Here is a 23040-nt window from a genome sequence, read left to right on the forward strand (position 1 = left end):
GCTGTCCGTTGTCCGGGCGGCGGCGTTCTCTATATTGCCGGCATGAACTCCCTCGGTTTCGACAAGGCTCCCCAGGATACCCGCGTGGTCGTCGCCATGTCGGGCGGGGTCGATTCGTCCGTCACGGCGGCGGTGCTCAAGGAACAGGGCTACGACGTGGTCGGCATCACGTTGCAGCTCTACGACCACGGGCTCACCGTGGGCCGGAAGGGGGCGTGCTGCGCCGGACAGGACATCTACGATGCCCGGCAGGTCGCGGACCGCATCGACATCCCGCACTACGTCCTGGATTACGAAAGCCGCTTCGGCCAGTCGGTGATCGACGATTTCGCCGACAGCTACCTGCGCGGGGAGACGCCGATCCCCTGTGTCCGCTGCAACCAGCGGGTCAAGTTCCGCGACCTGCTGGAGCAGGCGCGCGACCTCGGCGCCGACTGCCTCGCCACCGGACACTATGCCCGCCGCGTCGCGGGGCCGGCCGGCCCCGAGCTTCACCGCGGCGCCGATCCGGCCCGCGACCAGAGCTATTTCCTGTTCGCCACGACACCGGCGCAGCTCGACTATCTGCGCTTCCCCCTCGGCCACCTGCCGAAGAGCGAGACCCGCGCCCTGGCCGACCGGCTGGGCCTCTCCGTGGCCGACAAGCCGGATAGCCAGGACATCTGCTTCGTGCCCGCCGGCAACTATGCCCAGGTGGTGGAGAAGCTGCGCCCCGGTGCCGTGGAGCCGGGGGAGATCGTGCATCTCGACGGCCGCGTCCTGGGCCGCCATGACGGCGTCATCCGCTACACCGTCGGCCAGCGCCGGGGCCTGGGGATCGGCGGCCGCCGGACCCCGGAGGGGGAGGAGCTGGACCCGCTCTATGTCGTGCGGGTGGAGCCGGAGACGCACCGCGTCGTCGTCGGCCCGCGCACGGCCCTGGCCCGCGACCGCGTGCTGGTGCGCGAGGTCAACTGGCTCGGCGGGACGGATACGGCGGAGGTGCCGGTGACGGTGAAGCTGCGCTCGGCCCAGCCGGCGCTGCCGGCGCGGGTCAGCCTGACCGCGGAGGGCGGTGCCGTCGTGGCGCTGCAGCAGCCGCAGTACGGCGTGGCGCCCGGTCAGGCGGCCGTCTTCTACCAGGGCGACCGGGTGCTGGGCGGCGGCTGGATCGTCCGGGCCGAGGCGTCGCCCGCCCTGGCGGACGCCCTGCTCCCGGTGGCCGCCGGGACCGTTCTCTGAGGCTCCGTCCGGGCGGGTTTCACTGTCCGTTCGGGTCGTGCTTGACAGCCCGGATCGATTTGACTACATCACGGGTCCCGCCGCCGGGGACGATCCGGCAGCGGCACTGAGGCACCGTAGCTCAGTGGTAGAGCAGGGGACTCATAAGCCCTTGGTCGGGTGTTCAAATCACCCCGGTGCTACCATCGAAGAAAGCCCGCTAGGTCAACGACTTGGCGGGCTTTTTGCTGCCCTGACGGTGTGAGCCCGATGACGGTGTGATCTCGATCCGGTCGATCAACGACTGGATCGTGTAGCGGCGTGCGCCTTCTCGACCGACTTGTCCCCGGCCAGCCACGATTCGACCTCCTCCAGGCACTCCCGAATCACGTCGCCCGCGCCGGGGGGCAATTCCACGATCCGCTCGTCAGCTTCGATGACGCTGTCACGCTCCGCGGCGACGACACCGGACCGGCTCAGACCCGGCTAGCCCGCAGGTTGGCGTTGAGCGTCTGCCATGCCGCAATCTGGCGCGAGGAAGGCAATGCCCGGCCCCGGCCGATGGGCGGCGACCGCCACTCCCATCGGCGGGAGGCACATGCGGCAGAAATCCTGGCGCTGATCGAGGCAAAGCCCGATACCACGCTGGCCGAGATGGCAGCACATCTGGAGCGGGCGCATGGGGTGCGGGCCGCCCTGAGCAGCGTCTGGCGCCTGCTGGACCGCCCCGGCATGAGCGTCAGAAAAAACCGCGCACGCCGCCGGGCAGCAGCGGCCTGACGTGCTGAAACGTCGGCGGGCCTGGTTCGAGTTGCGGCCCGATCCGGTCCCCGAGCGCCCGGTGTTCATCGACGAGACCGGCGCATCTTCCTTGACGTCAGCGTCGAAGTGCTGCGCCGCACCGACAGCGATCCCGGCTTCAAGGCCGTTCCGCGGCGCTGGGTGGTCGAGCGGACCGTCGAATGGATGCCCCGCCGGAGACGGCTGGTTCGAGACGACGAAGCCCGGATCGGCGCCTCCAAGAGCATGATACAACTCGTCATGGCAAGTCTGCTGCTCAGGCGAGCATGTCACTGAAAGGTTATCAAAACGGACTCTCGGCAACGGTTTATTTCCGAAATAGAAACGACGACATTTTTAGCGTGCAACGGGGGGTTCGCATTACACCTTTCAGATGGCTTAAATATTGAAAATAAAAGAGTTTATATTCCGTTAACGGTGTTTCCATCTGTGGCCTTTTGATTGCGCTAAGGAAGAATGAGAGATAAAGTCCAACGATAAAGAGATCGTCCGTTTGCCTCTTGCCACGTTCATAACCCTCCGGGTGCTGCTTTGCAGATAAGAAAGATCGCCCTTGCCGCCGCCGCCATGCTGATGACGGGGGCCAGTCAGGTAGCGTTGGGCCAGGATGCAGGGCAGATTCTGCGCGATGTGGAGCGCAACATCCCCAAGGCGCCGCCACCGACACCGTCGGTGCCCGGTCTGGCCCCGGCGATGCCCGATGACGATTTCCTGAAAGACGGGCAGACGGTGCGCGTCACCGGTTTCAGGATTCAGTCCAGCCTGATCCCGGAAAAGGAACTGGCCGCGCAACTGGCCGATTATGTAGGCCGCGACTGCACCCTGGGAGACCTGAAAGAGGCGGCGGCCCGAATCAGCCGGTATTACGCCAAGCGCGATCTGCTGGCCCGCGCCGTGCTGCCGCGCCAGAGCCTGGAGGGCGGCATCGTCACCATCCAGGTGCTGGAAGCCCGCATGGGCCGGGTGAAGATCGATCCGAGCAGCAATACCCGCCTGGACCCGGCGCGGGCGGAGGCCTTTATCCATGCCCGCAACCCGGCGGGTGACGCGGTGCGCCCCGGCGCCATAGCCGCCGGCGTCACCAATCTGGGGATCATCCCCGGCATGCAGGCGATCGGCATCCTGGATGCGGGGGAGGAAGAAGGCACCACCGATGTCATCCTGAAAATGCAGGAGCCGCCGCTGGTGACCGGGCTCCTGGTCCTTGACAATAATTCAGCCAGCGAAATCGGCCGCGCGCGTGCCCTGGGCATCGTGACGATGACCGATGCAAGCGGCTTCGGCGAGCAGGCGTCCCTGATCGCACAGGTCACCAAATCCTCCCGCTATGGGCAGTTCTCGGCCGGTGCGCCGTTCATGGATGGCGCCTTCTGGCTGGAAGGCAGCGGCGCCGCTCTGACCTATGACATCCCCCGCAGCGTCAATACCACACAGCCGGCGGGCAATGCCCAGACGGCGGGGCTGACGGCGCGCTGGCTGGGCCTGCAGGCCAGCGGCGAGCCGGTGAACCTGTCGGTCGGCGTCGAACATAAATGGACCAGCGACAAGGTGGGCGGGCTGACCACGGCCAGCAACCGGCTGGCCGCCCTGACCTTTTCCGCCCGCCGGGTGATGCGTGACCAATGGCAGGGCGGCGGCGCCTTCATACTGGATGGCGCTGTCAAGATCGGCAATGTCGACCTGTCCGGCAATGCCAGCAACAAGGCGCTGGACCGCGCCACCGCCGATACCCAGGGCAATTATGCCAAGGTGACCCTCTCGGCAGCGCGCCGGCAGGCCCTGTGGCAGGGCGGCGACCTGCAGATCACCCTGTCCGGCCAGCTGGCCAGCAAGAACCTGAACAGTGCCGAACAATTCTCTCTGGGCGGGCTGAACGGCACGCGCGGATACCCGGTCAATGCCGGCAGCGGCGACCAGGGCGCCATGCTGGGGGTGGAACTGGGGCACATGCTGCGCGATGACCTGCGGGGCGCCATCTTCTGGGATGGTGGCCTGATCGAGCAGCACAAGGAACGCTGGACCGGCTGGGAGGGCCTGGGCTCTCCCCACAATACCTATTTCCAGCATAATGTCGGCGCGTCGGTGCAATGGCAGCTGATTGACAATTTGCAGTTGAAGACGACTTTGGCCAAGCGCGTCGGCCCGGATGCGGGCCGCGGGCTTGATCTGAGAGTAGCGAATGAGCGGCGCTCGGAGTTGCGCGCCTGGATACAACTGGTTCTGACGGTTTGAGGCAGGAATGACCATGAACAACCCGCCCCGTCGCCGCAAAGCCTCCGTCTTCCGCGCCCATCTGCTGGGCTGCACCGCCGTTCTGTCCGTCGTACAGGCATTGAGCGGCGCCGCCTGGGCCCAGTCCAGCCAGGCGCCGGGCACCCTGCCCACCGGCGGCCAGGTGCAATCGGGTGTGGCCAGCATCGCCACCACCGGCACCGCCATGACCGTCAACCAGACGACGGACAAGGCCATCATCTCCTGGAACCAGTTCAATATCGGGTCCGGTGCCAGCGTCACCTTCCAGCAACCCAATACCAGTTCGATGACGCTGAACCGGGTGCGGGGCGGCGAGACTTCCCTGATCGAGGGGGCGTTGCGCGCACCCGGCACGGTGATCCTGGTCAACCCCAGCGGTGTGGTCTTCGGCGGCGGCAGCACGGTGGATGTCGGCGGCATCATCGCGTCCACCCTGGATATCGCGGACGAGGATTTCGAGAAGGGCAACCTGTCCTTCACGCGCGGTACGTCTGATGGCGCCATCGTCAACCAGGGCCGCATCAATGCGCGCGGCGGGTCGGTGGCCCTGCTGGCCTCGCAGATCACCAACCTGGGTTATATCCGGGCGGAACTGGGGTCGGTGGTGCTGGCGGCGGGTGAAACCGTCACCCTGACCCCTGATGGCGGCGCACCGCTGAAGGTCGATGCCTCCCTGATCCGGGCGGAGATCGAGGCCGGCGGCATCATCCAGACCGGCGGCGGGGCCGTGTACCTGTCCGCCCAGGCGATGAACAAGGTCAATGCCGGCGTCATCAGGGCGACCGGCGTGATCGAGGCCGACAGCCTGACCGACAAGGGCGGCCAGATCGTGCTGGATGCCAGCGGCCCGATCACCCTGCAAAGCGCGCTGTTCAGCGCCAAGGGGGCGACGGGCGGCGGTACGGTGCTGGTGGGCGATGCCCAGGCGACATCCGTCGCCATGGATGCCAAGAGCCGTATCGACGCTTCTGCAACGGAAAGCGGCAAGGGTGGCACCGTCATCGTCAACAGCCAGGACACGGTGGCCCGTGGCGTTATCCTGGCCCGTGGCGGCAAGTTGTGGGGCGATGGCGGATTCGTCGAAACCTCGGGCCATGAACTGGCCTTCGACGGGATCAAGGTGGATGTCGGCGCCGCTGCCGGCAAGGGCGGCAACTGGCTGCTGGACCCCTATGACCTGACGGTGAACGCCGCCTATGCCAGCGCCATCCAGGCGGCCCTGGAATCGGGCAATGTCACGCTGCAAACCACCAACACTGCCGTCAACAATACGGGCGTGGGGGCGGGCGGCACCACCAATGCCAGTGGCAATGGCGATATCTTCGTCAATTCCGGCATCACCTGGACCTCGGCCAATTCCCTGACGCTGGATGCCTATCGTGGTGTCACCGTCAATGCCGCCATGTCCGGCAGCAGCCTGTCGGTTGTCACCAATAATGGTGGCTCCGGTGGACGCTTTGCCGCCAATGCCCCGGTGGATCTGACGACGGGCCTGGATATCAATGGCACCGCCTATACGATGATCACGTCGGCGGCGGACTTGGCAGCCATCAGTGCGACGGGTTCCTATGCCCTGGCAAGCAACCTGACGCTGTCCGGCGCCTGGACGCCCATCGGGTTTAACAGCACCGGCGCCAACGCCACGCCGACATTTGCCTTTGGGGGCACGCTGGACGGGCTGGGCCACACAATCAGCGGGCTGACCCTGAGCCAGGCCGGGTGGTCAAACATCGGGCTGTTCAGCACCGTCGGCAGTACCGGGTCGCTGGCCAATCTGGTGCTGACCGGCGCCACCATCAGTGGCGGTGTCCCGTCGTCGGCCACGACGGCCTGGGGTTTCCTGTCCGGGCGGATGTCCGGCACCGTTTTCAACAGCTCCGTCAATGGCACCATCACGGGCTCCCGCCTGACGGGCCTGGGGGGGCTGGTGGGTGTGCTGAATGGCGGTACCATCCTCAACAGCCGCGCCAGTATCACATCGGCAAACGGCTCGGGGGTGACAGCCCTGGGTGGTCTGGCCGGGCAGGCCACCGCCAATTCGTATATCAGCGACAGCTACGCCAATATCAACTTCGTCCTTGGCATGTCGAATGTGCGCATCGGCGGGGTGGCGGGCGACACCAATGTACTGACCCTGCTCAATTCCTACTCCACCGGTACGATCACGGCCACCACCAGCACCAGCAGTTTGGCGTCGTATGTCGGTGGTCTGGTCGGGATCAATCTCAACGGCACGATCGCCAACGCCAATTCAGCGGTCAACATCGGGCTTCAGAACGCGTCAACCCGCATTGGCGGCCTGGTCGGCAGCAGTTCAGGTCTTATCACCAACTCTTATGCGACGGGTAATATCACGCTTGGTGGCACCGGCAACCAGTATGTTGGTGGCTTGGTTGGCGTCAATTCCCAGACAACCGCCACCGTTGTCAGTGCCCGGGTTTTCAACAGCTATGCGACCGGCGATATTGCGGTTGGCAACGCGGCGGCAACCAATGCCTCCGCGCAATATATCGGTGGGCTTGCCGGGCATATGCAGAATGGCGTTGTCAGCGGCAGCTTTGCCTCTGGCACCGTTTCGGTTGGCCGTTCCGCTACCTATGTCGGTGGGCTGGTCGGGTCGGCAGAGGCCTTCAACCTGACCTCATCGTCGGTGCTGGGCAGCTTTGCCACCGGGCGGGTCGTCGGGGGCTCCGTCGCCAGCAATGTCGGCGGGCTGGTCGGCCGTGTCTTTGGCAGCATCGTCACCGGTGCCTATTCAACCGGGAGTGTGACGGCCGGCGTCGGGTCCACCAATATTGGCGGCCTGATCGGGCAAGTCGCCACGAGTGGTACGGTTTTGGCCACGGTTGCCAATGTCTGGTCCGGCAGCCCGGTTACGGCGGCCACCGGCGTTTCCGTGGGCGGCCTGGTCGGCCTCATGGCCAGCAGCACGGTGCTCAACAGCTATTGGGACACCAGCAGCACGGGCCAGTTGAATGCCTATGGCACCAGTTCTGGCGGCAGCTTCTCTGCTACCTCCGTCAGCGGGACGGATGCCTTTTCCTCCGCCACTTACAGCAATTTCGATTTCACCTCCATCTGGTATCAGATGGAGGGCTATACGCGGCCGTTCCTGCGGACGGAGAACCAGGGCACCATCCTGAATGCCCACCAGTTGCAGGCGATCGCCATCAACCCGTCGGGCAGCTATGTGCTGGGCGCCAATATCAACATGGCCGAACTGGCCCTGGACAACGGCATCTGGAACCCGGCAACGGGTTTTGCGCCCGTCGCGCTGTCCGGAACGCTGAACGGCCAGGGCTATACGATCAGCGGCCTGACCATCAACCAGACGGCATCGGGCAGCCTGGGCCTGTTCAGCACCATCGGTGCCGGCGGTTCGGTTTCCAACCTGACCCTGACCGGGGCATCCGTTACCGGTGGCGGGGATTATCTGGGCCTGCTGGCCGGCCAGAATCTGGGCACCGTCAGCGGGGTCAGCGTCAGCGGCACCGTCACCGCGTCGGGCTCCAGCATCGGGTCCGTGGGGGGGCTGGTTGGTGAGAACCAGAGCGTGCTGTCCGGCAGCCATGCCGCGACCAGCATCGTGGTTGGCGACAATGCCGTAGCGGTCGGTGGCCTGATCGGGCGTAACACCGGCGATATCACCGGTTCCTATGCCAACAGTTCGGTCATCGCCGGCAGCGGGGCGCAACAGATCGGCGGGCTGGTTGGTTCAAATTCCGCGGGATCCATTTACGGTGGCTATGCTACAGGCTCCATCGCCAGCGGTGACGGGTCGTCTCGGATCGGCGGGTTGGTTGGAACGCATGTTGCCGGTGGGCTCATCACCAAGGCCTACAGCACCGTTGATTTGTCGATCGGGGCCAGTGCCACTTCCATTGGCGGGCTTGTCGGCATTAACACGAACAGCACCATTTCCACGTCCTATGCCGCCAACAGAATCAGTGTCGGGGCGGATTCGAGCTCTGTGAGCGGGTTGGTCGGATCGGGGTCCGGTAGCGCCATTATCATCGACAGTTTCTGGGATGCGACCAGATCCGGCCTGACGGTGGGCTCTACCGGCGTTTCGACGTCTGGCACTGTTGCCGGGCTTTCCACGGCCGAATGGTTCAGCAACGGCCCGCTGGTGCAATCGGTCTTCAGCAGCAATGATTGGGTGCAGGGCTATCCCTATCCGATACTGAAGGCACTGCCCTATATCACCCTCACCGGATCCGGCACCAGCACCTATGGTCAGGCACCGGATTCCGTCAGTATCGTCAGCGCGATTGACCAGAACGGCAACAGCATCACCAGCGGCCTGTCCACTGTGGGGCTGACCTGGGCCCCCGCCTCGGCCAATGCCTCGGTTGGAACCGCGACGCTGGGCGGCAGCGGCGCCAGCTATTCCGGTGGGCTCTATCAGTTCGCCTATGATGGCACGCTGACCATCACGCCGGCCGCGCTGACCATCACCGCCAGCGGTGTGACCAAGACCTATGGCAACTCGGTCAACGTCACCGGCTACACCACGTCCGGGCTGGTGACGGGGGACAGCATCGATGGCGTCACATTGCTGCCCAGCGGCGGCACGGGCACGGCGGCCAATGCCGGAAGCTATACGATCAGCGCATCCGGCGCCACGGGAACGGGGCTTTCCAACTATTCCATCACCTATGTGAACGGCACGCTGGTGGTGGCCCCGGCGGCCTTGACCATCACCGCCAACGGCGCCACCAAGACTTACGGCAATTCGATCAATCTGACGGGGTTCACCAGCAACGGCCTGATCAATGGTGACAGTATCAGCGCCGTGTCGCTGACCAGCACGGGGGCTGGCACGGCCGCCAATGCCGGCAGCCATGAGATCAGCGCGTCAGGGGCCACGGGCACAGGCCTGTCGAACTATTCCATCACCTACGCCACCGGCACCCTGGTGGTAAACCCGGCGCCCCTGACCATCACGGCCAGCGGGGCGACCAAGACCTATGGCACCAGCGCCGGCCTGACCGGCTTCACCAGCAACGGTCTGATCAATGGCGATACGGTCACGGCCGTAACCCTGACCAGCGGCGGGGCAGGCACGGCGGCCACCGTCGGCAGCTACAGCATCGTCGGCAGCAATGCCACGGGCACGGGCCTGTCGAACTATTCCATCACCTACGCCAACGGGACCCTGACGGTAAACCCGGCGGCGCTGACCATCACGGCCAGCGGGGCGACCAAGACCTATGGCGCCAGCGCCGGCCTGACCGGCTTCACCAGCAACGGTCTGGTCAATGGCGATACGGTCACGGCCGTAACCCTGACCAGCGGAGGGGCAGGCACGGCGGCCACCGTCGGCAGCTACAGCATCGTCGGCAGCAATGCCACGGGCACGGGCCTGTCGAACTATTCCATCACCTACGCCAACGGGACCCTGACGGTAAACCCGGCGGCCTTGACCATCACCGCCAGCGACGCCATCAAGGGCTATGGCAGTACCATCAGTCTGACAGGCTACAGCGCCAATGGCCTGGTCAATGGCGACAGCATCAGCGCCGTGGCCCTTGCCAGTGATGGCAGTGCCGCCAATGCCAGCATCGGCAATTATGCCATCCAGGCCACCGGCGCCACCGGCACCGGGCTTTCCAACTATTCCATCACCTATGCCGCCGGCACCCTGACGGTGGGCAAGGCCATCCTGACCGTGAAGGCCACGGATGCGGCCAAGACCTATGGCAGCATCGGCAGCCTGTCGGGCTTCACCATTACCGGCCTGCTGGACGGCGACAATGTCAGCACCGTGACCCTGTCCAGCGGTGGTCTGGCGGGGACGGCCGCCGTCGGCAGCTATGCCATCAATGCCAGCAATGTCTCCGGTTCGGGACTGGACAACTATGCCATCACCTATGTCGGCGGTACGCTGACGGTGACGCCGGCGCCCCTGACCATCACGGCCAGCGGGGCGACCAAGACCTATGGTACCAGCGCCGGCCTGACCGGCTTCACCAGCAACGGTCTGGTCAATGGCGATACGGTCACGGCCGTAACCCTGACCAGCGGCGGGGCAGGCACGGCGGCCACCGTCGGCAGCTACAGCATCGTCGGCAGCAATGCCACGGGCACGGGCCTGTCGAACTACTCCATCACCTACGCCAACGGGACCCTGACGGTAAACCCGGCGGCCTTGACCATCACCGCCAGCGGGGCCACCAAGACCTATGGCGCCAGCGCCGGCCTGACCGGCTTCACCAGCAACGGTCTGATCAACGGCGATACGGTCACGGCCGTAACCCTGACCAGCGGCGGGGCAGACGCGGCGGCCAACGTCGGCAGCTACGGCATCGTCGGCAGCAATGCCACGGGCACGGGCCTGTCGAACTATTCCATCACCTATGTCGACGGTACGCTGGTGGTGGACCCGGCGGCCTTGACCATCACCGCCAGCGACGCCATCAAGAGCTATGGCAGTACCATCAGTCTGACAGGCTACAGCGCCAATGGCCTGGTCAATGGCGACAGCATCAGCGCCGTGGCCCTTGCCAGTGATGGCAGTGCCGCCAATGCCAGCATCGGCAATTATGCCATCCAGGCCACCGGCGCCACCGGCACCGGGCTTTCCAACTATTCCATCACCTATGCCGCCGGCACCCTGACGGTGGGCAAGGCCATCCTGACCGTGAAGGCCACGGATGCTGCCAAGATCTATGGCAGCATCGGCAGCCTGTCGGGCTTCACCATTTCCGGCCTGCTGGACGGCGACAATGTCAGCACCGTGACCCTGTCCAGCGGTGGTCTGGCGGGGACGGCCGCCGTCGGCAGCTATGCCATCAATGCCAGCAATGTCTCCGGTTCGGGACTGGACAACTATGCCATCACCTATGTCGGCGGTACGCTGACGGTGACGCCGGCGCCCCTGACCATCGCGGCCAGCGGGGCGACCAAGACCTATGGCACCAGCGCCGGCCTGACCGGCTTCAGCGCGGCCGGGCTGTTGAACGGCGACAGTATCGGCAGCGTGGCGCTTTCCAGCGCTGGCACCGGTACGGCGGCGACGGTCGGCAGCTATGCCGTCACCGCGTCGGGTGCGACGGGCACCGGCCTGTCGAACTATGCCATCACCTATGCCGACGGTACGCTGGTGGTGACCCCGGCGGCGCTGATCATCAGCGCCGGCAACGCGACCAAGACCTATGGCACCAGCGCCGGCCTGACCGGCTTCAGCGCGGCCGGGCTGTTGAACGGCGACAGTATCGGCAGCGTGGCGCTTTCCAGCGCTGGCACCGGTACGGCGGCGACGGTCGGCAGCTATGCCGTCACCGCGTCGGGGGCGACGGGCACCGGCCTGTCGAACTATGCCATCACCTATGCCGACGGTACGCTGGTGGTGACCCCGGCGGCGCTGACCATCAGCGCCGGCAATGCCAGCAAGGTGGCCGGTTCCGACCTGTCACTGACCGCCTTCAGCGCCGCCGGGTTGGTGAATGGCGATGCCGTGTCGTCGGTGACGCTGTCCAGCCCCGGCACGCCGGCCAGCGCCGTGGCGGGCACCTATGAGATTGTCGCCAGCAATGCCGCCGGCACCGGCCTGGGCAACTACACCATCCGTTACCAGGACGGCCAGCTGACGGTCACGCCGGCCGCTTCCACCCTGACCACCAGCGCGGTGCAGCGCATCGTGGTGGCCGCCGTGGCGACGCCCGCCGTGACGATTGCGGCAACCAGCACCCCCGCCCCTGTGTCAACGGCGGGCACCCCCGCCGCCACCTCGTCCGCCAGCAGCAGCACCGCTTCGTCTACCACCGGTTCCTCCTCGTCTTCTTCCAGCGGAACCGCGACGGAAAACGGGGGGGGCAATGGAGGTGGGGCATCGGCAACAACCGCTGAAACCGGCACGGCATCCGGCACGACCGGAGGCAGCAGCGCGAATGGCGAGGCCCTGCCCATCCTTGTCGGCGGCGGTGACGGTGGCGAGATTGTCTATAGCCAGATCCAGATGACGTCCAATCCCATCAAAGGCAAAGAAAGCGATGAGCGCCAGCAATAACCCCGACCTCTCGATCCCCATCGTGGAACGGAGCGGGGCGGTGCTGATGGAGATCGGCCGTCGCGTGCCCGCCTTTGCCCAGGGGCTGCACCTGCAATCGACCGGGCAGTTGGATCAGGCCCGCAGTGTCTTCCTGCAACTGACCGAACGGCCGGAACTGACGGCACCGGCCCTGCACCAGTTGGGGGTGATCGCCGCCTTCCAGGGCGATAATGGCCGCGCCGCCGGCCTGTTCGAACATGCCATGAAGCTGGAGCCGGCCGAGCCGCTTTATTACTGCTCGCTGGGCACCGTGTTCGAACGGATGGGCGATCTGCCGCGCGCCGTGGCCACCATGGTCAATCTGGCGGTGATGCTGCAGACCCAGGGCAAGCATGATGATGCCATCCCGCTCTATCGCCGTATCCTGCAGCTCTCGCCGCTGAATTACTCGGCCTGGGTCAATATGGGCACCGGTCTGGCCTGGACCAACTGCTCGCGCGAGGCGGTGGTGCCGCTGATCATCGGCGTCATCCTGTTCGGCCGCTTCCTGCCCGAGGCGCGCGAACTGGGGGACCGGCTGCTGGCCGATATCGGTGACCGGCTGCCGGAACTGACCGCCGCCTTGGCCGTACTGCCCGAAGGCCTGCCGGAGGGGCGGCTGGAACGGCTGGAGGAGGTCTTGCAGACGCTGGACAAGGCGCTGCGCACGGCCGGTTTCATTGATGCCACCGCCGCCTCGCTGACCGTGGCCTTGAAGCTGGCGCCCGGCAATGCGCTGGCCCGCTGGAACCATGCGCTGTCCTGTCTGGCGCGGGGCGATTATGCCCAGGGCTGGGCCGATTATGAATGGCGCTGGGTCTGGGACCAGTTCCCCGAACCGCGCCGGATGCTGGGTGCCCCGCAATGGCGGGGGGAGGAACTGGCCGGCAAGCGCATCTATGTCTGGGGGGAACAGGGCTTCGGCGACATCCTGCAATTCACGCCGCTGGCGCAGATTCTGGCCGACCGTTACGGCCCGGATGATGTGGTGCTGGAAGTCTCGGCCCCGCTGGTGCGGATGTTGTCCGCCGTGCTGGACCGGCCCGGTATGCGGGTAATTTCCCGGCCCGACAATCCCCACCGGTTCGGAGTGGAAGAGGGCTTTGATTACCATATCCCCCTGTTGAGCCTGCCGCATTTCCTGTCCCTGCGCGTGCCCGACCTGCCGCTGCTGCCCGGCTGGCTGCAACTGCCGGCGGAAGAGATTGCGCGCGGCGCCACCCTGCTGCCGCCGGCCCAGCCCGGCAAGCGGCGCATCGGCGTGGTCTGGGCCGGCCGGCCGCAGCATTCCGAGGATGCCCGCCGGTCCTTGCCGCTGGCCCTGTTGGGATCGGTGCTGGACGCCATTCCCGATGCGCAGTGGATTTCGCTACAGGTGGGCAACCGGGCGGGGGATGCGCTCGCCTTCCGCGGCCGGCTGCATGACATGAGTGGGCAGTTGCAGGATTTCATCGACACGGCTGCGGTGATCGCCAACCTGGATCATGTGGTGGCGGTGGATACCGGTGTGGCCCATCTGGCCGGTTCCATGGGCAAGCCGGTGTCGCTGCTGCTGGCCCATTCGGTGGACTGGCGGTGGGAGATCGGCACCACAGGATCACCCTGGTACCCCAACCACCGCATCCATCGCCAGTCGGCGCTCGGGGACTGGGCCAGCGTGATCAACAGCCTGCGGGCCGAACATGCTGCCTTGACTGTGCAGGCGGTCTCCTAAGGTCCGTACTCATAACCAGGTGCTACCAATCCCCGAAGGCCCGCCGCGCACGCCGTGGCGGGCCTTCGTCGTTTCCGGGCCTGACCCGATCCCCGATCCCACCGTCGTCGTCGGGACCGCCCGTCCCGGGGCAGGGTTCCTGCACTGGTATGCAATTGATATTGACTCGCATTGTTGTCCGCCGGTAGACCGCTGCGGGAGAGCAAACGCAAAAGAAAGTGGGAACAGAGACATGCGTTCAGCCTTGCGGATGGCCGGCGCCGCCCTGGTGCCGGCCCTGATGCTTCTGACCCCGGCCCAGGCGCAAGAAGCCGCGGATGCCGGCCCGGTGGAGGAGATCATCATCACCGGTCGCGTCCAGCGGCTCTACCGGGTGGAGGAGACCAGCATCGGCAAGGTGCCGGCCAATGTCCTGGATATTCCCCAGGCGGTGCAGGTCATCAACCAGGAGCTGATCAGCGATCTTGGCGCCCGCAACGTCATCGACCTTTACCGCAACATCTCCGGCGTCAGCTATTTCACCTATGGCGGCGTCACCTTCCGCGGCTTCCGGCAGGAGCAGAACTACTATGACGGCATGCGCGGCGATCCGTTCATCGGGTTCGCGGTGCCGCAGCTCTTCAACATCGAACGGGTGGAAGTGCTGAAGGGCCCGGCCGGCATGCTCTACGGCCCGGCGGCCCCCGGCGGCACCATCAACTACGTCACCAAGGGGCCGACGGAGGACTTCCAGGGCGATGTGCGCCTGACCCTGGGCAATTTCGACCGAATCGGCGGATCGGCCCAGCTCTCCGGGCCGGCGGATGCGGAGGGGCGCTTCACCTACCGCGTCGGCGCCTTCTACGAGAAGATGGACAGTTTCCGCACCGGTGCCGGCAGCGACACCAAGGTGGGCGACGCCAGCCTGGGCATCAAGCTGACGGACGACGTCAAGCTGACCCTCCAGGCCATCCGGTTCGATCAGGCGCTGCCGGCCAACCGTCTGCGCGGTATCCCGGTCAACGATGACGGCGTCTATCTGGGGTCGATCCGGTGGAACCATAACGAACCGACCGACTTCTCCAAGCTGACCTCCAACGTGTTGCAGGCCAAGCTGGATGCCCGCCTCACCGACCGCATCCGTCTGGATGCCGGCATCCGCTGGTTCAAGTCCAAGGAGCAGCAGAACTACCATGAACCGCGTGGCACCTATGACAGCGACGGCGACGGCGTGCTGGACATGGTGCGGCGGGAGTTCCGCGATCAGCGCCGGGAAGGCGACGCGCTGGCCCTGGCCGCCAACCTGATCGGCGATGCCGAGACGGGCGGCATCCGGCACAAGATCCTGTTCGGTGCCGACTGGTATCGGGAGGATTCGCTGCTGCTGAGCCGCATCGCCCCGACCAGGGCCTCCAGGGGACCCGTTCCCGATGCCAGCCTGACCAACCGGGTCTACGGCCTGACATCGGCGACCAGTTACGCCAGCTATTTCGCCACCCGCCCCTATACCCGCACCGATACCCGGGCGGAGCGCGAGGGCGTCTATCTCCAGGACCAGATCAGCCTGACCGAGCAATGGGACGTGGTGGCCGGCCTGCGCTATGACCATTTCACGGATACGAACCGGGTCAACGACACCGATTATGCCGATGGGGATTATTCCTGGCGGACCGGGCTGATCTACAAGCCCGTGGAGGATGTTTCGGTCTATGCGAGCTGGTCCACCAGTTTCGAGCCGCAGTCGGTGGCCAACCAGGACGGGAGCGCCGGCGGGCCGTTCGACCCGATCACCGGCGAGCAGGTGGAAGCGGGGGTGAAGACGGCCCTCCTGGGCGGCCGCCTCCAGGCCAATGCCGCCGTCTACCGCATCGTGCGGGAGAACATGCTCCAGACCGACACGACCAGGCCCCCGGTCAATGGCGTCAACCAGCTCTCTCCCATCGGGGAGGTGACCTCCAAGGGCTTCGAGCTGGACCTGTCCACCGACATCACCCCCGACTGGGTGTTCACGGCCAATTACGGCTACAACGATACCAGGATCACCGGCACCGTTCCGGGACAGAGCCTGACCAACGCGGTGGGCGACCGCTTCGCCAATGCGCCGCGCAACAAGGTCGGGTTCTGGACCCGTTATCAGGTGCAGGAGATCAACACCGCCTTCGCGTTCGGCGGGGAATACGTTTCCCGGCGGCTCAGCCTGTCGGGTCAGACGGTGAAGCCCTATACGATCTTCGATGCCTCCATCATCACCGATCTGGGCTTTGCCGAGGCCATGTTCCGGGTGAAGAACATCTTCGACAAGGAATATGCCGCCTCGGGCTTCACCGTGCATAACGGCCACTTCCCCGGTGAGCCGCGCACCTGGTTCATCGAGCTGCGCAAGCAGTTCTGATGGCAGCGAAGGGCCGATCCTTCTGGTGGTCCGTCCATGCCTGGGCGGGGTTGAAGCTCAGCCTGTTCATGGGCTTCATCCTGGCCACCGGCACGCTGGCCGTGTTCGCGCATGAGCTGGACTGGCTGGTGACGCCCTCGATGCGGGTGATGCCGCGCGACGCGGCCCCCGCAAGCTGGGGCCAGTTGGCCGACGGCGCCCGCAGCGCGGTGCCGGGCGCCCGCGTGGCCAGCCTCTACGCCCCGATCCATCCCGGCTTCGCCGCCGAGGCCTGGATGGATGCGGGCGGGCCGCGCATGGTGCGGGTGCATCTGGACCCCTATACGGGGGCGGTCACCGGCACCGCCCCCTGGTACAACATCCACCGCTTCCTGCGGGAGACGCACCGCCACCTGATGCTGCCGGTGAAGATCGGCGTGCCCATCGTCTGCACCCTGGCATTGTTGCTGGCGGCGTCGCTGGTCAGCGGCATCGTCACCTACAGGAAATGGTGGCGGGGCTTCTTCAAGCGTCCGCGCCGCGGGGACGGGCGGCGGCTGGCCGGCGACCTGCACCGGCTGGCCGGGCTGTGGAGCCTGTGGTTCACCGCCCTGATCGCCGTGACCGGCCTCTGGTATCTGGTGGAATCGCTGGGCGGCGGCGCGCCCGACCAGCCGCATCCGCCGCTGCTGGCCGCTCCCTCTCCGCCCATCGACGGAGCGGCCCTGGACCGGCTGGTGGCAGCCGGTCTGGCGGCCCGGCCGGGGCTGGAGATCCGGGAAATCCGCTTTCCCACGCCCGAGGGCGACCGGGGACTGGTGCTGATGGGGCAGGCCGATGCCTGGCTGGTGCGCGACCGCGCCAACGCCGTCTGGCTGGATCCGGCAGACGGCGGCGTCCGGCTGGTGACGAAGGGCGAGGAGCTGTCCCTGCACCAGCGCATCTCCGAAATGGCCGATCCGCTGCATTTCGGCACGCTGGGCGGCTTCGCCACCAAGATCATCTGGTTCATCGCCGGGCTGGCCCTGACCGGCCTGTCGGTCACCGGCGTGATGATCTACAGCCTGCGCCTGCACGGTGGCCGCCGGACCCCGGCACCGACCGCCAACGGCTGGGTCCGGGCCTGGCGCGGCATGGGGGTGTGGGCCTATCCGGCCCTGGGGCTGGTGCTGTTGTCCCTGGCCCTGACGCCGGGGGCGATCCTGGCGGCGGGGTGACGGGCACCGGCATCCGTCGCCGGGTCCCGCGTCAGGGCGGCGGGCGCCGGCGGTCGGCGGCGCTCCCCGCCAGGAAGGCACGGTAGGCCGCGACCACGGCGGCCGGGGCCTCCACCTGCGGGTAGTGCCCGATGCGGGGCAGTTCGGTGGTGGCGTCATCGACGCGCACCAGCTCCCGGTAGCGCGCCACCATGTGGGCGCCGGAAACCGGATCGGCCGAACCGTTGATGAGCTGCACCGGGCAGCACGCCTCCCGCAACGCGCCCAGCCAGCGCTCCCGGTGGGCGCGGCGTTCGGCCATGTAGCCGATCAGCTTGTGGAAGACGATGCGGCCGCCGTCGTGGCTGATCAGCGACCAGAAGGCGTCGATCTCCGCCGCCGACGGCTTCGTCTCCGGTCCGAACACGGCGCCGAAGCTGCGGGCGAAGGAGCGCTTGCCCAGCACGGCGGAGAGCAGCGGCCCCAGCGGGCCGGCCAGCAGCTTCTGGACCGGCCGCGCCCGGTGCGTCTCCGGGAACAGCCCCCCGTTCAGGAAGCAGACGGACAGCCACTGCCGCTCCGCCGCCGGTCGGGCGTTCTGGCGGGCCAGCATCTCCTGCGCCACCGTATCCCCGTAGTCGTGCGCCAGCACATGGAAGCGGCGCAGGCCCAGGTGGCGGACCAGATCCTCGCAGATGTCCGCCTGCTCCATGATCGAATAGCGGTGCCGACGCGGCTTGGCCGACCAGCCGAAGCCCAGCAGGTCCGGCGCGACCAGCCGGTGGTCGCGCGACAGGTCGGGCCAGACGCCCGTCCAGTCCCAGCTTGAGGTGGGAAAACCGTGGATCAGCAGGATCGCGGGGCGTTCGGCATCCCCCGGCGCGCTGTCCACATGGAAGCTGTCCACATGGAAGATGCGGTGGCCGGCGCACCCGGCCATGCTCCCGGCGGCGCGCCAGGCGGCGATGTCCAGCATTCCGTGTCTCCTCCCGGGGGCGCTCTCATCTGGCGCCCCTCCCGGACGGGAGCCTAGCCCGCAGGACCCGGCCTGACCAAGCGGTCGGGCCGGGGGCACCGTAGGGCGGTCGGGCCGCTACCGCCGCAGCTCCTGCTTCAGCCAGGAGCGGAACCGGCCCAGGCGGGTGCCGTCGTGGCCGGGCCAACCGGCGCGGCGGGCACTCTCCTCCGCTTCCGATTCGGTGCGGGCGTAGCAGACGATGCGGGTCCGGCTGCCGTCCGGCGCCAGCCAGCGGAACTCGAAGGGCCGGACATCGGGGGACGGGGGTGGGGGGCTGTCCATGTGGTCTGGTCCAGGGCGGTGCTGGTCCGGAGGGGGGCCGGGGCGGAAAGGCGGGGCGGGCCCCGCTTCCGTCCATTCGGCCTTTTTCAGAGCCTACCCTGCCTTCTACAGTGTCGCCGGTCCACCGACAGGGATACCCCTCATGCTAGGCCTGCTGCTCGCGCCCTTCCGCTGGGCCTTCAAGATCGTCACCTTCGTCATCGTCGCCGGGGTGCTCATGCTGCTGTTGCTGCCGGTGGCGTTCGATGTCGAGGCGGCGGCGGCCGGCTTCATCGCCCGGTTGAACCAGGTCGAGCTGAAGGACCTCCAGGTCTCGGCCACACCGGTGTCGGCGGCGGGGCTGCCGCCCAATGTGCGGTTCCGCGACATCCGGATCGCCCGCCAGGGCCGCGGCGCCCGGCCGTCCCTGGAGGCGGAGGAGGCGGTGCTGCGGGTTGACACGGCGGCCAGTCTCGCCGCCGGCCACATGGTGCTGGTGGCGGAGATCCGCGATCCCGTGATCCATGCCGACCGGCCCTTCAGCCTGGCCCAGCTCTCCGCCGCGCTGACGGGCGCGCTCGGGGTCGCCACCGGGGTGACGCTGGTCGGCGGCCAGGTCGTCGGGGGCGGGGTCGAGGTGGTGGACCTCGGCAACACCACGGTGCAGGTCCCGCCGGCGCCGCCGCCGGGCGGCGGCCAGACGGGCGGGAGCGGCGGGGGCCCCGGAACCACAGCGCCGGTCATCGGAACGGTCATCGGGTCGGTCGTCGGCCCCGTGATCGACGGGGTGCTGGGCGGTCCGGGAGGCGGCGTCGTTCCGGGGGGCGGTTCCGGCGGCGGCAGCGGCGGTGGAACCGGCGGTGGCGGCTGGCCGGGCGGAGGTTCTCCGGGGGGGACGGGCGGTTCCGGTGGCGGAAACAGTGGCGGCAGCGGCGGTGGAACCGGCGGCGGTGGCTGGTCCGGTGGCGGGTCGCCAGGGGGCACGGGCGGTTCCGGCAGCGGGACCGGCCCGCAGCCGCCCTCTACCCCCGTGCCCGGCCAGCCGGGCCTCTGCTACTGTCCCTGCACCGTGCCCTGACCTGAGTCCCGTCAGGGGCGGGGGCTCCGGTCAGTCGGCCGGCCCCGGAAGCGTCCCTGCCGCGGGCAGGCGGCGGCGCGTGCTCCGGTCCAGCCGGATGCAGAGAAGCAGGGCCGGGATGCCGATGGCGGCCGTCCCGGCGAAGAACAGGGCGTAGGCCGTCAGCGTGTCGTGCCCGGTCTTCAGCATCTCCACCGCCCCGCCGGAGAAGCCCTTCAGGAACTTGCCAAGCAGCGCGTAGAAGGAACTGAGCAGGGCGTACTGCGTCGCCGTGTAGCCGACGCTGGTCAGGCTGGACATGTAGGCGACCAGGGCGGTGCCGGCGAACCCCGTCGCCAGATTGTCCACCGCCATGGCGACAGCGAAGGCGGTCGGGTCCGGCCCGGTCAGCGCCAGCACTGAGAAGGCGAGGTTCGACCCCGGTCCGGCCACGGCACCGATCAGCAGGGTGCGCCCGAAGCCCAGCTTCACCGCGCTGATGCCGCCCACGGCGACACCGACGACCGAGGCCCAGAGGCCGATCGTCGCGCGCACCGACCCGACCACCTCCTTGCTCAGCCCCAGATCGACATAGAACGGATTCGCCATCGGCCCCATGACGAAATCGGCCAGCCGGTACAGGCTGATGGCGGCCAGCATCAGCAGCGCCAGCTCGCCATGGGTCCGGAAGAAGGCGACGAACGGGCCGACCACCGCGTCGATGAGGCCGCGCGGGCTCCACAGCGGCGGCGTGCCGGCCGCGGTCGCCGTCGCCGCTCCTCCTGCCCGGGCCGGCTCCGTCGCGGCCAGCGTGGCGCCGATTCCCACCGCCATCGCCAGCCCCATGGCGAGGTAGGAGCCGGGCCAGCCGATCTGCCCGGCCAGGATCAGGATCAGCGCATCCGTCAGCAGCAGCGCCGCGCGGTAGCCGAGCTGGTAGGCCGCCGTCAGCAGCCCCAGCTCCTCCTTGTCGTCGGCGGTCTCGATCCTCCAGGCGTCCACCACCACGTCCTGCGTGGCCGAGGCGAAGGCTGCCAGCAGGGCGAACCCCGCCAGCGCCGCCAGCCCGCCGCCGGGGCCGGTGGCGGCGATGCCGGCCAGCCCGACGGCGACCAGGATCTGCGCCGTCAGCATCCAGCCGCGGCGCCGGCCCAGCAGCCGCCCCAGCAGCGGCGCGTCCAGCCTGTCGATCAGCGGCGCCCAGAGGAACTTGAAGGAATAGGCGAGGCCGACCCAGGACAGGAAGCCGATGGCCGTCAGCTCGATCCCGCCCTCGCGCAGCCAGAATCCCAGCGTGTTGCCCGTCAGCATGAAGGGCAGGCCGGAGGAGAAGCCGAGCAGCAGCATCACCGCCACCCGCGGGCGGCGGAGCGCGCGCAGCACGTCACGCCATCCCGTCGCGGGCGGCCGGGGTGCGGCCGTTCCGGCCGGGGCGGGGGAGGCGGACGAGACGGACGAGGGGGAGACCATGGTGCGCGTAGATCTCTGCGGTCAGTGCAAAAGACAGGGGGGCGCGCGGAGCCTGCGGGTCCGTCCTTGCGGGGGCCGCCCTTGCGGGTTCTGCTGCGGCGGGCGGCGGAGTATAATGACCCCCGCCGGCAGAGGGTGAGCAAATTGCGTACCTTTGTTGCGTGCAGCACCCATGGGCGGGACTGGAAACGTCCGGTGCATGCGCGTAGAAAGGCGGGCGCGATGACAGGACCGCCAGCGCCGTCCGGCGTGCGGTCCGGGAAGAGGTGTGAGATGGCAACGGAGACTGCGATGGGGACGGGCGGACGCTGGACGCCGGAGAGCTGGCGCGCGAAGCCGGCCATGCAGATGCCCACCTATCCCGATCCGGCGAAGCTCCAGGCCGCGGCGGCGCGGCTCGCCGGGTATCCGCCGCTGGTCTTCGCCGGCGAGGCGCGCAGCCTCAAGGAGTGCCTGGGCCGTGCCGCGCAGGGGCAGGCCTTCCTGCTCCAGGGCGGCGACTGCGCCGAGAGCTTCTCGGAGTTCCACCCGAACAACATCCGCGACACCTTCCGGGTGCTGTTGCAGATGGCCATCGTGCTGACCTTCGGCGGCGCCACGCCGGTGGTGAAGGTCGGCCGCATGGCCGGGCAGTTCGCCAAGCCCCGCTCCGCCGACATGGAGGTCGTGGACGGGGTGGAACTGCCGGCCTACCGCGGCGACATCATCAACGGCTTCGACTTCACGCCCGAGGCGCGGGTCCCCGATCCCGACCGCATGGTGCAGGCCTACAACCAGTCGGCCGCGACCCTGAACCTGCTGCGCGCCTTCGCCCAGGGCGGCTATGCCGACCTGCACAAGGTCCACCAGTGGACCCTGGGATTCGTGGAGAAGAGCCCGCAGGGCGAACGCTACCGCGATCTGGCCGGGCGGCTGGACGAGGCGCTGGCCTTCATGGCCGCCTGCGGCATCACCGGCGCCACCACGCCGCAGATCCGCGAGACGGAGTTCTTCACCAGCCATGAGGCGCTGCTGCTGCCCTACGAGCAGGCGCTGACCCGGATCGACAGCACGTCGGGCGACTGGTACGCCGTCTCGGCCCACATGCTCTGGGTCGGCGACCGCACCCGCCAGCCGGACGGCGCGCACATCGAATATCTGCGCGGCATCCGCAACCCGCTGGGGCTGAAGTGCGGCCCGTCGCTGGACCCGGACGAGTTGATCCGGCTGATCGACCTGCTGAACCCGGCGGACGAGCCCGGCCGCCTGACCCTGATCTGCCGCATGGGCCACGACAAGGTGGAGGACAGGCTGCCCGCCCTGGTCCGCAAGGTGAAGCGGGAGGGGCGCACGGTGGTCTGGTCCTGCGATCCCATGCACGGCAACACGATCAAATCCTCCACCGGCTTCAAGACGCGGCCGTTCGACCGCGTGCTGGCCGAGGTGCGGGGCTTCTTCGAGGTCTGCCGCACCGAGGAGGTGTATCCGGGCGGCGTGCATTTCGAGATGACGGGCCAGGACGTCACCGAATGCACCGGCGGCGCCCAGGCGATCACGGAGCATTCGCTGGCCCTGCGCTACCACACGGCCTGCGATCCGCGCCTGAACGCCAGCCAGTCCCTGGAACTGGCCTTCCTGGTGGCGGAGGAACTGAAGCGGACGCGCCGGGGACTGAAACTGTCGCAGCAGGCGGCTGCCGAATAAGAAAA

12 protein-coding genes and 1 tRNA gene are annotated in these 23040 nt (G+C 67.6%); 10 read left to right on the forward strand and 3 right to left on the reverse strand.

Features of this window, described 5'->3' with window-relative positions; genetic code table 11:
• Positions 1 to 42: 42 nt before the first annotated feature.
• The 8 genes from mnmA (at position 43) to ACFQPS_RS01740 (ending at position 17567) form a co-directional block, all read left to right on the forward strand.
• Complete coding sequence (gene mnmA, locus ACFQPS_RS01705; protein WP_377355912.1) at positions 43 to 1221, forward strand: tRNA 2-thiouridine(34) synthase MnmA; 1179 nt, start codon at positions 43 to 45, stop codon at positions 1219 to 1221.
• 110 nt (positions 1222 to 1331) lie between these two features.
• Positions 1332 to 1406, forward strand: a tRNA-Met gene (locus ACFQPS_RS01710).
• A 115-nt stretch (positions 1407 to 1521) separates the two neighbouring features.
• On the forward strand, positions 1522 to 1980 hold the full coding sequence (locus tag ACFQPS_RS01715; protein WP_377355914.1) for a hypothetical protein: 459 nt from the start codon (positions 1522 to 1524) through the stop codon (positions 1978 to 1980).
• Between the two features lie 552 nt (positions 1981 to 2532).
• The gene (locus ACFQPS_RS01720) at positions 2533 to 4233 is read left to right on the forward strand and encodes a ShlB/FhaC/HecB family hemolysin secretion/activation protein (protein WP_377355916.1); all 1701 of its coding nucleotides are present in this window, start codon (positions 2533 to 2535) and stop codon (positions 4231 to 4233) included.
• 7 nt (positions 4234 to 4240) lie between these two features.
• The gene (locus ACFQPS_RS01725; RefSeq protein WP_377355918.1) at positions 4241 to 12265 is read left to right on the forward strand and encodes an MBG domain-containing protein; all 8025 of its coding nucleotides are present in this window, start codon (positions 4241 to 4243) and stop codon (positions 12263 to 12265) included.
• On the forward strand, positions 12249 to 14000 hold the full coding sequence (locus ACFQPS_RS01730) for a tetratricopeptide repeat protein (protein WP_377355920.1): 1752 nt from the start codon (positions 12249 to 12251) through the stop codon (positions 13998 to 14000). The genes ACFQPS_RS01725 and ACFQPS_RS01730 overlap by 17 nt, the downstream gene beginning before the upstream one ends.
• Positions 14001 to 14232: 232 nt before the next feature.
• Positions 14233 to 16371 (forward strand): TonB-dependent siderophore receptor, encoded by a 2139-nt coding sequence (locus ACFQPS_RS01735; RefSeq protein WP_377355922.1) that lies wholly within the window; start codon positions 14233 to 14235, stop codon positions 16369 to 16371.
• Positions 16371 to 17567: a PepSY-associated TM helix domain-containing protein gene (locus ACFQPS_RS01740; RefSeq protein ID WP_377355924.1), complete on the forward strand. Its 1197-nt coding sequence runs from the start codon at positions 16371 to 16373 to the stop codon at positions 17565 to 17567. The genes ACFQPS_RS01735 and ACFQPS_RS01740 overlap by 1 nt, the downstream gene beginning before the upstream one ends.
• 31 nt (positions 17568 to 17598) lie before the next feature.
• Here ACFQPS_RS01740 and ACFQPS_RS01745 read toward each other — a convergent pair whose 3' ends face one another.
• Both ACFQPS_RS01745 and ACFQPS_RS01750 read right to left on the reverse strand, forming a co-directional pair.
• Entirely contained in the window at positions 17599 to 18522 is a 924-nt protein-coding gene (locus tag ACFQPS_RS01745; protein ID WP_377355926.1) for an alpha/beta hydrolase, read from the reverse strand.
• Between the two features lie 117 nt (positions 18523 to 18639).
• Entirely contained in the window at positions 18640 to 18846 is a 207-nt protein-coding gene (locus tag ACFQPS_RS01750) for a hypothetical protein (RefSeq protein WP_377355928.1), read from the reverse strand.
• A gap of 142 nt (positions 18847 to 18988) precedes the next feature.
• On the opposite strand from ACFQPS_RS01750, the gene ACFQPS_RS01755 reads away from it, so the two are divergent.
• On the forward strand, positions 18989 to 19903 hold the full coding sequence (locus tag ACFQPS_RS01755; RefSeq protein ID WP_377355930.1) for a hypothetical protein: 915 nt from the start codon (positions 18989 to 18991) through the stop codon (positions 19901 to 19903).
• Between the two features lie 30 nt (positions 19904 to 19933).
• On the opposite strand, the gene ACFQPS_RS01760 is transcribed toward ACFQPS_RS01755, so the two are convergent.
• Entirely contained in the window at positions 19934 to 21265 is a 1332-nt protein-coding gene (locus ACFQPS_RS01760; RefSeq protein ID WP_377355932.1) for an AmpG family muropeptide MFS transporter, read from the reverse strand.
• A 360-nt stretch (positions 21266 to 21625) separates the two neighbouring features.
• On the opposite strand from ACFQPS_RS01760, the gene ACFQPS_RS01765 reads away from it, so the two are divergent.
• Positions 21626 to 23035, forward strand: coding sequence for a class II 3-deoxy-7-phosphoheptulonate synthase (locus ACFQPS_RS01765; protein ID WP_377355934.1), 1410 nt, complete (start codon positions 21626 to 21628; stop codon positions 23033 to 23035).
• Positions 23036 to 23040: the final 5 nt, after the last annotated feature.

Source organism: Rhodocista pekingensis (genome assembly GCF_042665545.1).
Classification (GTDB): Bacteria; Pseudomonadota; Alphaproteobacteria; order Azospirillales; family Azospirillaceae; genus Rhodocista; species Rhodocista pekingensis.

Bases quoted from the DNA above. Each gene is read 5' to 3' on its own strand.
- ACFQPS_RS01765 (WP_377355934.1), top strand. From the start codon at position 21,626: ATGGCAACGGAGACTGCGATGGGGACGGGCGGACGCTGGACGCCGGAG.
- ACFQPS_RS01725 (WP_377355918.1), top strand. From the start codon at position 4,241: ATGACCATGAACAACCCGCCCCGTCGCCGCAAAGCCTCCGTCTTCCGC.
- ACFQPS_RS01740 (WP_377355924.1), top strand. From the start codon at position 16,371: ATGGCAGCGAAGGGCCGATCCTTCTGGTGGTCCGTCCATGCCTGGGCG.
- ACFQPS_RS01755 (WP_377355930.1), top strand. From the start codon at position 18,989: ATGCTAGGCCTGCTGCTCGCGCCCTTCCGCTGGGCCTTCAAGATCGTC.
- ACFQPS_RS01745 (WP_377355926.1), bottom strand. From the start codon at position 18,522: ATGCTGGACATCGCCGCCTGGCGCGCCGCCGGGAGCATGGCCGGGTGC.
- mnmA (WP_377355912.1), top strand. From the start codon at position 43: ATGAACTCCCTCGGTTTCGACAAGGCTCCCCAGGATACCCGCGTGGTC.
- ACFQPS_RS01735 (WP_377355922.1), top strand. From the start codon at position 14,233: ATGCGTTCAGCCTTGCGGATGGCCGGCGCCGCCCTGGTGCCGGCCCTG.
- ACFQPS_RS01750 (WP_377355928.1), bottom strand. From the start codon at position 18,846: ATGGACAGCCCCCCACCCCCGTCCCCCGATGTCCGGCCCTTCGAGTTC.
- ACFQPS_RS01730 (WP_377355920.1), top strand. From the start codon at position 12,249: ATGAGCGCCAGCAATAACCCCGACCTCTCGATCCCCATCGTGGAACGG.